This is a genomic window from Mesorhizobium sp. P2_D6 (assembly GCF_056404315.1).
In genome coordinates this window covers 1-2,379 of record NZ_JBFUEG010000064.1, presented here as the reverse complement: position 1 = coordinate 2,379, position 2,379 = coordinate 1, and the positions used below count along the sequence as shown (strand labels likewise).

General features: G+C 63.0%; 1 protein-coding gene and 1 pseudogene. Both read left to right on the top strand.

The features are described 5' to 3' along the window. Positions 1-2,011 (top strand): adenylate/guanylate cyclase domain-containing protein (locus AC1D1L_RS33565; RefSeq protein WP_477345804.1); only part of this gene is annotated, 2,011 nt, incomplete at its 5' end. 104 nt (positions 2,012-2,115) lie between these two features. Next, positions 2,116-2,379 (top strand): annotated as a pseudogene (locus tag AC1D1L_RS33560) (adenylate/guanylate cyclase domain-containing protein); the annotation flags it as partial.

Genomic DNA, 2,379 nt, shown 5'->3' with positions numbered 1-2,379 from the left:
CGGCGCGCTGGTCGAGTTCGCCAGCGTCGTCGATGCCGTCCAGTGCGCTGCCATGATCCAACGCCGGATGGCCGATCGCAACAATGGCACCGCCGATGCCCGGCAGATCCGGTTTCGCATCGGCGTCAATCTCGGCGACGTCATCGTCGAGGAAAATGACATCTATGGCGATGGCGTCAACATCGCCGCGCGACTGGAGTCGATGGCCGAGCCGGGGGGTGTATGCATCTCGGGCACGGCGTTCGATCACGCGCTGCACAAGGTTGATGTCGGCTTTGCCAGTCTTGGCGAGCAGCGCCTCAAGAACATCGCCGATCCGGTTCGCGCGTATCGGCTGCTGCTGGATCCTGCGGCATCGGGCAAGGTCACAGCCGCGCCACACCGGCCGGGCCTGCGCGTCATGATCCTAGCAGGCGCCGCCGCCCTGGCATTTGCGGCGATTGCCGGTATTTTCGCATGGCAGAAGTTCTCGATGCCATCGCGGCCATCGGTTGCCGTGCTGCCGTTTACAAACCTCGGCGGCGATCCAGGCCAGGACTATTTCGCTGACGGCATCACCGAGGATCTGATCACCGACCTCACCAAGCTTTCCGGTCTGGACGTCATCGCGCGCAACTCGGTGTTCGCCTACAAGAACAAGCCTGCGGCGCTGGCGGACGTCGCACGCGACCTTGGCGTGCGCTACGTCGTCGAGGGGAGCGTCCGCCGCACCGGCGAGCAGATTCGCCTCAATGCCCAGCTCATCGATACGGCAACTGGCGACAATCTGTGGGCCAATCGGTTCGACCGTGGCATGGCTGGAGTATTCAGTGTCCAGGACGAGATGAGCCGGGAGATCGCCAAAGCGCTCGGAATGCAACCTTCGGCAGCGGAAAGCGAGCGCATGGCGCGCCCGCCGACCGAAAACCTCGAAGCCTACGACTTCTACCTTCGGGCCGAGCAAACAGCACGAACCGGCCGGCGCGGCGGGCTGCGGGAGGCGCTCACGCTCTACGACAAGGCGGAAGAGCTCGACCCCGCTTTTGCCGAAGCCTTCGCTGCGGATGCAAGCGCGACAGTCTATATCTGGCGCGAATCGTTCAACGAAATCATTCAGAGCGCGCCGGCGCGCAAGCGAGCCTATGAGAAGGCAAGCCGCGCGCTGCAACTCGACACGGATCTTTCGTCGCCTTATGCGATTGTTGGCATCATGCAGGTCGTGGATCGCCGCTACGAGGAAGCCATCGCTTCGGCCAAGAAGGCTGTTTCAATCGGTCCGGGCGATGCGGAGACGCAAATAGCTCTAGGATACGTGCAACTGTTCGCCGGTAATCATGCCGAGGCAGCGGCAGCGGTCGAGACAGCGCTCAGGCTCGATCCCAACCTTTCCCCCATCAACCGGCAAATTGCCGGTCTGGTCTTTCTCATTCAAGGCAACACCGACAAGGCGATCGAGGCGCTCGAACGCGCCCGCGACGAGGCGCCGTCAGTTGGAGATTTCAGGATTGACCTCGCTGCGGCCTACGCCCGCGCCGGCCGTTTGCCCGATGCAAGAGCGGCGATCGCCGAGGGACTACGTTCCACGTCGACAGCTGGGTCCGATTCATTGTCTGCATATCGGCTCAACGGTGCCCAATATCGTAACCCGCGCGATTTGGCTCTCATCATCGACGCGTTGCAGCAGGCCGGCTTGCCCGAATGGCCGTTCGGCTTCACCGGCGACGAGCACAACCGCTTGAAGGGCGAGGAGATCGCCTCGCTGGTGCTGGGCCATACGCTGCAGGGCCAGCTTGAACCCGGCCTCCAACCAGCCTTCCTTCAGATCGGGAGCGACGGCAAGGCGGCCTTCCGCTCCACGACGCGGCTGGTCACCGAGACCGTCCGTGTCGATGGCGACCTGTTGTGCGAGCTGAGCGAGAATATGTTCGGGCGCCCCGACTGCGGACCTGTCTACAGACGCAATGACGAAGCCGGCAAAGGCTACTCCTATGCCAATACAAGCAAGGTGTTCCACTTCGTGGTGATTCAGTAGATGCACGCGTCTCGGTGAAAGCGGCTGCTTACGCTCGCGTCCGACCCGGGACTGGAATAGGCTGCAACGAAGCCGCGTGATCGGACGGGAGGGCGCAGGCAGGTATGGAGCGACGGCTCACCGCAATCCTTGCTGCCGATGTGGTTGGCTACAGCCGCCTCATGGGCGAGGACGAGGTCGGCACGCTCGAGCGGTTGAAAAGTTGCCGTCGCGAACTGGTCGACCCTGCGATCAAGGAATTCCACGGGCGCATTATCAAGCTCATGGGCGACGGCGCGCTGGTCGAGTTCGCCAGCGTCGTCGATGCCGTCCAGTGCGCTGCCATGATCCAACGCCGGATGGCCGATCGCAACAATGGCACCGCCGAT